Below are 6,444 nucleotides of genomic sequence, written 5' to 3'. Positions count from 1 at the left end.
ACGGCAAGACCGTACGCCCGATCGTCGCGGAAGCGGGCGTCCTGCCGCGCACCCATGGCTCGGCGCTGTTCACCCGCGGCGAGACCCAGGCGCTGGTCGTGACCACGCTCGGCACCGGTGAGGACGAGCAGTTCATCGACTCGCTGGAAGGCACCTACAAGGAAACCTTCCTGCTGCATTACAATTTCCCGCCCTATTCCGTCGGCGAGACCGGCCGCATGGGTTCGCCCGGCCGCCGCGAAATCGGCCATGGCAAGCTCGCCTGGCGCGCCATCCACCCGATGCTGCCGGCCAAGGGCGAGTTCCCCTACACGCTGCGCGTCGTCTCGGAGATCACCGAGTCGAACGGCTCCTCCTCGATGGCCACCGTCTGCGGCACCTCGCTGGCGCTGATGGATGCCGGCGTGCCGCTGCGCGCTCCGGTCGCGGGCATCGCGATGGGCCTGATCCTGGAAGGCAAGCGCTTCGCCGTGCTCTCCGACATCCTCGGTGACGAGGACCATCTCGGCGACATGGACTTCAAGGTGGCCGGTACCGCTTCGGGCATCACCTCGCTGCAGATGGACATCAAGATCGCCGGCATCACCGAGGAGATCATGAAGGTCGCCCTCGAGCAGGCCAAGGGCGGCCGCGAGCACATCCTCGGCGAGATGTCGAAGGCCCTCTCGGCCTCGCGCAGCCAGCTCGGCGAGTTCGCGCCGCGCATCGAGACGATGAAGATCCCGGTCGACAAGATCCGCGAAGTCATCGGCTCCGGCGGCAAGGTCATCCGCGAGATCGTCGAGAAGACCGGCGCCAAGGTGAACATCGAGGACGACGGCACCATCAAGATCGCCTCGGCCGACGGCAAGTCGATCGAAGCCGCGATCAAGTGGATCAAGTCGATCGTCTCGGAAGCCGAAGTCGGCGTGATCTATGACGGCACCGTCGTCAAGATCATGGAGTTCGGCGCCTTCGTGAACTTCTTCGGCGCCAAGGACGGCCTCGTCCACATCTCCGAGCTCGCTGCCAAGCGCGTCCAGAAGGTGCAGGACGTCGTCAAGGAAGGCGACAAGGTCAAGGTCAAGTTCCTCGGCCAGGACGAGCGCGGCAAGATCCGCCTCTCGATGAAGGTCGTCGACCAGGCCACCGGCGAGGACATCACCGAGAAGCTCAAGGCCGAGCGCGAGGCCGAGAAGGCCCGCGAGAAGCAGGGCGCGGCCGAGTAATCGGCCCGCAAACCAGCTTTGCGTGAAACAGGGCGCCCCGCATCGGATGATGCGGGGCGTTTTTCGTTTCACGCTTCGCAACCTCGCACGGAGCCGCGGTCAGCCCCGCGCGTCATGCTCGGGCTTGCCCCGAGCATCTCTTGCCGCGTGAGGCTCCCGCATCTCCTCGTCTGGAGATTCCCGGGTCGCCGCTTCGCAGCGCCCGAGAATGACGGACTGGCTCCTGATGACGCGTCGCCCGTAATAGTCTAGACATATGCCGATCCATGGAGACCGGCATGTCCGACCACCGCATCGCCTCGCTCGACGACCTCGCCCGCGCCTATCCCGCTCCCGTCGCGCCGGCATCGACCTTCAAGGAGATCGATCATGTCGACGCGAACTATGCCGCGCTGATTGCCGCCTCGCCGTTTTTCGTGCTCGCGACAGTCGGTCCGGAGGGGCTGGATTGTTCGCCGCGTGGGGATCTGCCGGGCTTTGTCACGGTCCGGGACGCGAAAACGCTCCTCATTCCCGACCGAAAAGGCAATAACAGACTGGATTCATTAAAGAATATCCTGTCCGACGATCGAATCGGAATGCTCTTCCTGATCCCCGGTTGCGGCGAGACGCTGCGCGTGAACGGACGCGCGGAGATTTCCTGCGACCCCGAGTTGTGTTCGCAGTTCGAGATGGCCGGGAAGCTTCCGGCGAGCGTCATGGTCGTCCATGTCGAGGCGGTCTACTTCCAGTGCTCGCGCGCGGTGGTGCGGGCGGAGCTCTGGAACCCGGACCGGCAGGTCGACCGACGCAACCTGCCCTCGCCCGGCACGATCCTGCGCGACATCACGGCGCGCAATGCCAAGGTCGAGATATTCGACGGCCAAGCCTATGACGCGGCGCTGCCGGGCCGGGTCAAGGCGACGCTGTATTGAGAGAAGCAGCCCCACCTGTCATTCCGGGGCTTCGCCCTCGGGTCCGACCTCCGGTCGGCCCAAGGATAAACTCCGCGAAGAGCCCGGAAGCAACGACGGGGTGAGACCGGGCGTTCGGCGATGCGGCACGAATTGTAATTCGGACGTCACCCGGTCGTGGGTTCCGGGTTCGGCCCAGAGGGCCGCCCCGGAATGACAATCGCGGCGTCCTCCGCAAGGCGCTCTCAGAGCAGCCCTTCGTTGCCCGCCAGCGTCTTCAGGCTGACATCGGGACGAGCGCCGACATGGGAGATGATCTCGGCTGCGGCCAGAGCGCCGAGGCGCAGGCAGTCGCGGGTCTCGCGGTTCGAAGTCAGGCCGTAGAGGAAGCCGGCGGCGAAAAGATCGCCGGCGCCGGTGGCATCGACCACGCGATCAATCGGGAAGACCGGCTCCTCGACGATGCCATCCGGCGTCACCGCCAGCGCGCCCTTCTCGGAGCGGGTGACGACGGCCAGGATGTTCTCCGAACGCAGCCAGGACAGCGCCGTGTCGAAATCCGAGGTCTCGTAGAGGCTCTTGAGCTCGTGCTCGTTGGCGAAGACGAGATCGACCATGCGGTTACGGATCAGGCCGACGAACTCGTCGCGATAGCGGTCGACGCAGAAGGAATCCGACAGCGTGATGGCGACGCGGCCGCCGGCCTTGTGCGCGATCTCGGAGGCCTTGCGGAAGGCTTCCTTGGCCGCCGGCGGATCCCAGAGATAGCCTTCGAGATAGACGATATCGGCGGCCTCGACGGCCTTGGCGTCGACATCGGCAACGGAGAGGCCCTGGCAGGCGCCGAGATAGGTGTTCATCGTGCGCTCGCCGTCAGGCGTGACGATGATGAAGGAGCGCGCCGTCGCCGGGCCTTCCATCGCATCGGTCGTGCCGAAACCGACGCCGAGCGAGGTCAGGTCATGGCGATAGAGCTTGCCGAGCTCGTCGCCCCGGACCTTGCCGATGAAGGCGCCCTTGCCGCCGAAGGAGGCGAGGCCGGCAATGGTGTTGGCGGCCGAGCCGCCGGAAATGATCCGGGCCGGGCCCATGGCGGCATAGAGGGATTCAGCGCGGGTCTCGTCGATCAGCATCATCGCGCCCTTGGTCAGCTTCTGGGCGATGAGGAAGTCTTCCTCCGCCGTGGCCAGCACGTCGACGATGGCATTGCCGAGGGCGAGGACGTCCGTGCGGGTCTGGGTCATGGCTGCATTTGTCCGGATGGCGCGGCCCGTCGGCCGATGGGAAAGGTGCTGGCCCTGTCGCATCCGCATGCCGTGCGGTCAAGCCGGGCGTTTCAGGCGCATCCCCGAAAACTCAGCCCTCATCCTGAGGAGCCGCGCAGCGGCGTCTCGAAGGATGTTCCAGGTGATTCCGGAGCCTCCTGAAGCATCCTTCGAGACGCAAGCCATTGGCTTGCTCCTCAGGATGAGGGCTCGCAGGAGACTTCCAGGCCGGCTTCACCTCAGGCCGGGTCGCGGCGGGCGACAGCCTCGTCGAGCGCGGCGGCGAGGCGGCGCAGATCCTCGCCCTCCAGCAGGCCGATCTCGCGCGACAGGCGGTTGGCGAGCAGCGTCGCTTCCGGATCGAGCCCGGCGGTATCGATGATCACGCGGGGATGCGAGAGATCGGCGAGGCGAACGAGCTCGTCGGCCTCATCCCAGATCACGCCGAGCAGATGGATCGCGCCCTGGATCAGGGTGAAGGTCGGGCGGCCGCGCTTGCCATGCTCCAGCGCCGAGAGATAGGCCGGCGAAACCCCAAGGCCTTCCGCCATCTGCGCGAGGCTCATGCCACGCGCCTCCCGCAAGGCCCGGACACGCTGGCCGAAGGGCGTCACGGCCCATGCTCCCTGAGGCGGCGCAGGCGGACATAGAGCGCGCCGGAGCCGCCATGACGCTGCTCGGCCTCCTCGAAACCAAGGACCAGCGTGCGCAAGTCGGGGAGGCGCAGCCAATGCGGCACCATCCGGCGCAGCACGCCGCGCTCGTCTCCGAACAAGGCCGGCGCCAGCGCGCCCTTCCCGGTGACCACCAGCGCGATGCGGCAACCGCGTCGTTGCTCGCGGCGCAGGAAGGCATGGAGCGCCAGATGCGCCTCATCCTGACGCAGGCCGTGCAGGTCGATGGAGGCGTCGACGCTTTGCTGGCCGCGGCGCAATTGCGTGCGCAAACGCCGCTCGATCGGCGCCAGCGGCGGGGCTGACGGAGGGGTGGCTTTGACCGGCAAAGCAGCCGCGACGGCGCGCGGCGCGGTCTCAGCCGGCACCGGTACGGCCTGTTCGGGAACCGGCTCCGGCTCGATCGGTGCCCGGCCGGGCAGCGGCTTGACCGAGCGCGCGACCTGGCGCCAGAGCGCGATATCGGTCTCCGTCAGGGTCTTTCCGCGGCGAGACCGCATCTCAGCGCGGCCACAGCACGGTGAAGGCGACGGGATGGCGGATCAGCCCGGCGCGATGACCGGCCGCAGCGCCCGAGCCAACGAAAAGGTCCATGCGGGCGGGCCCGAGGATGGCGGAGCCGGTATCCTGCGCGATCATCAGGCGCGCCAGATGCTCTTCGCCGCCAGTCCCATCGGGGATCGTGGTGTCGATCCAGACCGGCAGGCCATAGGGCCAGGCCGTGCGGTCGACCGCGATGCTGCGCAGCGGCGTCAGCGGCAGGCCGGCGCCGCCGACCGGCCCGCTCTCGGCCGGCAGGTCGTCGCGCCGGGCGAAGAAGACGAAAGACTTGTTCAGGCGGATCAGGTCGCGGGCAAAGCCGGCATCGGCCTTCAGCCGGGCGATCAGCCGGTCCATGGTCATCTGCTCGGGCGGAATGCTCTCGCGCTGACTGAGCACGCGGCCAAGCGAGGTATAGGGATGGCCGTTGCGGCCGGAATAGGTCAGGCGCGTCACCGAGCCATCCGGAAGCCGGACGCGGCCGGAGCCCTGGACCTGCAGAACGAAGCGGTCGACGGAATCCCGCAGCCAGAGGATTTCGAGGCCCTGGCCGTCGAGCGCGCCCGTCTCGATCGCGGTGCGATCCGCGAAGGGCTCGAACCCATTGGTCGTGCGGCGCGCGGCCGAAAGCCCCTTGTCGAGACCCGGCCAATCGTCCTGGGAAAAGCGCGTCACCAGATCCTTCGGCCGGTCGTAGAGCGGCGTCGGGAAGGCATCGGAGCGCGTCAGCGAGCCCTCGAACTCAGGCTCGAAATAGCCGGTGGTGAAGCCGGTTCCGCCGCCTTCGGGCCGGATGCGCCAGAAGGAGAAGTTCTGCTCGAAGAAGGTCTTCGTCTGCTCGCGCCCGACCGGCCCCGCCGCAGCGAGCATCTTCGCCTTGTCGCAGACGGCGATGAGCCGTTCAGGCAGCTGCACCCCCTGGCGCAGGGGCGGATCGGCCATGCAACCCTGCGCGAAGATGGCGAAGGCCTTGCCGTGATCGTCCTGCGCCCAGCCGGGGATCGCGGCCAGCGACAGCGCTTCGGCGCGGGCTCCTGGAGGCAGCGGGGGCGGCGAGGCCATGGCAGTCACTGATGCAAGGCCCAAGGCTGCGGAGAACGCCAGTGCGACACCGGCGCCGCCACGCTTCACGCGGCGGATTCGGTGGCGACGAGCAGCCAGTTGGGATCGCGGCTGCCAAGCTGGCGCGAGAAGGTCCAGATGTCGTTGACCTCCGAGACCTGCTCGGCGCTGCCATCGACGACCGCGCCCTGAGCGTCGCGCGTGACGCTGATGAGCTGCGAAACGAAGCCGATCGTGATCTGCGCGATCTTGCCCTTGACATCGACGGCGGCGAGATCGGCCTTGTCGATCGAGACGAAATTCGATTCCGCCTTCTCGCCACGCTTCTCGCGCTCGGTGATCGCCTGCTCGAAGCCGTCATAGACCTCCTTGGCGAGCAGGCCCTTCAGCATCTTGCGGTCGCCGCGGGCGAAGGCGGTGACGATCGCCTCATAGGCGGCCTTGGCGCCGCCGACGAATTCATGCGGATCGAAAGCGGGCTCCTGGCGGATCACCGCCTCGATGCCGGCGCTGACCGCCGAATCCGGCGCGGCCAAGTCTTTCCAGCGCTCGGCAGCCGGCGGTTCCGGCGCGACGGGATCGTTCGCGGCGCCCGGCAGGCGGATCACGTTGTCGCGCTTCTCGGGCGCCTGCGGCTGGTCGGGCCGCATGGGCGGGGTCTCGCGGCGGGCGAAGGGATCCTTGGGCTGTTCGTGACCGGTCTTCTGGCCGAGCACGGAACGCAGCTTCCAGGCCACGAAGACGGCGAGGACCAGGAAGACCAGAGTCTGCATGTCGAAGGAATTTTGCATCGAAAGCTGAC

Annotated in this window: 7 protein-coding genes; 2 read left to right on the top strand and 5 right to left on the bottom strand. The window is 67.4% G+C overall.

Annotated elements, in window-relative coordinates; genetic code table 11:
- Together pnp and Q0Q02_RS22740 are read left to right on the top strand one after the other, a co-directional pair.
- Positions 1-1,208 (top strand): polyribonucleotide nucleotidyltransferase (pnp, locus tag Q0Q02_RS22745; protein WP_293812970.1); only part of this gene is annotated, 1,208 nt, incomplete at its 5' end.
- Between the two features lie 278 nt (positions 1,209-1,486).
- Positions 1,487-2,122, top strand: coding sequence for a pyridoxamine 5'-phosphate oxidase family protein (locus Q0Q02_RS22740; protein WP_293812969.1), 636 nt, complete (start codon positions 1,487-1,489; stop codon positions 2,120-2,122).
- A gap of 224 nt (positions 2,123-2,346) precedes the next feature.
- On the opposite strand, the gene Q0Q02_RS22735 is transcribed toward Q0Q02_RS22740, so the two are convergent.
- The 5 genes from Q0Q02_RS22735 to Q0Q02_RS22715 form a co-directional block, all read right to left on the bottom strand.
- Positions 2,347-3,345, bottom strand: coding sequence for an adenosine kinase (locus Q0Q02_RS22735; RefSeq protein ID WP_293812967.1), 999 nt, complete (start codon positions 3,343-3,345; stop codon positions 2,347-2,349).
- A gap of 260 nt (positions 3,346-3,605) precedes the next feature.
- Entirely contained in the window at positions 3,606-3,980 is a 375-nt protein-coding gene (locus Q0Q02_RS22730) for a helix-turn-helix domain-containing protein (RefSeq protein ID WP_293812966.1), read from the bottom strand.
- Complete coding sequence (locus tag Q0Q02_RS22725) at positions 3,977-4,540, bottom strand: Smr/MutS family protein (RefSeq protein ID WP_293812964.1); 564 nt, start codon at positions 4,538-4,540, stop codon at positions 3,977-3,979. The genes Q0Q02_RS22730 and Q0Q02_RS22725 overlap by 4 nt, the downstream gene beginning before the upstream one ends.
- A 1-nt stretch (position 4,541) precedes the next feature.
- Positions 4,542-5,642: an MltA domain-containing protein gene (locus Q0Q02_RS22720; RefSeq protein ID WP_293812962.1), complete on the bottom strand. Its 1,101-nt coding sequence runs from the start codon at positions 5,640-5,642 to the stop codon at positions 4,542-4,544.
- A gap of 65 nt (positions 5,643-5,707) precedes the next feature.
- Positions 5,708-6,433 (bottom strand): Tim44/TimA family putative adaptor protein, encoded by a 726-nt coding sequence (locus Q0Q02_RS22715; RefSeq protein WP_293812972.1) that lies wholly within the window; start codon positions 6,431-6,433, stop codon positions 5,708-5,710.
- Positions 6,434-6,444: the final 11 nt, after the last annotated feature.

Origin of the sequence: uncultured Allobosea sp., assembly GCF_945956895.1 — a bacterium.
GTDB lineage: Bacteria > Pseudomonadota > Alphaproteobacteria > Rhizobiales > Beijerinckiaceae > Allobosea.
The sequence above is the reverse complement of the archived record's forward strand: the minus strand, read 5'-3'. Positions and strand labels throughout refer to the sequence as shown.

What these genes read in the sequence shown, in the direction of transcription:
- Q0Q02_RS22740 (WP_293812969.1), top strand. Translation starts at nt 1,487, where the DNA reads ATGTCCGACCACCGCATCGCCTCGCTCGACGACCTCGCCCGCGCCTAT.
- Q0Q02_RS22735 (WP_293812967.1), bottom strand. Translation starts at nt 3,345, where the DNA reads ATGACCCAGACCCGCACGGACGTCCTCGCCCTCGGCAATGCCATCGTC.
- Q0Q02_RS22725 (WP_293812964.1), bottom strand. Translation starts at nt 4,540, where the DNA reads ATGCGGTCTCGCCGCGGAAAGACCCTGACGGAGACCGATATCGCGCTC.
- Q0Q02_RS22720 (WP_293812962.1), bottom strand. Translation starts at nt 5,642, where the DNA reads ATGGCCTCGCCGCCCCCGCTGCCTCCAGGAGCCCGCGCCGAAGCGCTG.
- Q0Q02_RS22715 (WP_293812972.1), bottom strand. Translation starts at nt 6,433, where the DNA reads ATGCAAAATTCCTTCGACATGCAGACTCTGGTCTTCCTGGTCCTCGCC.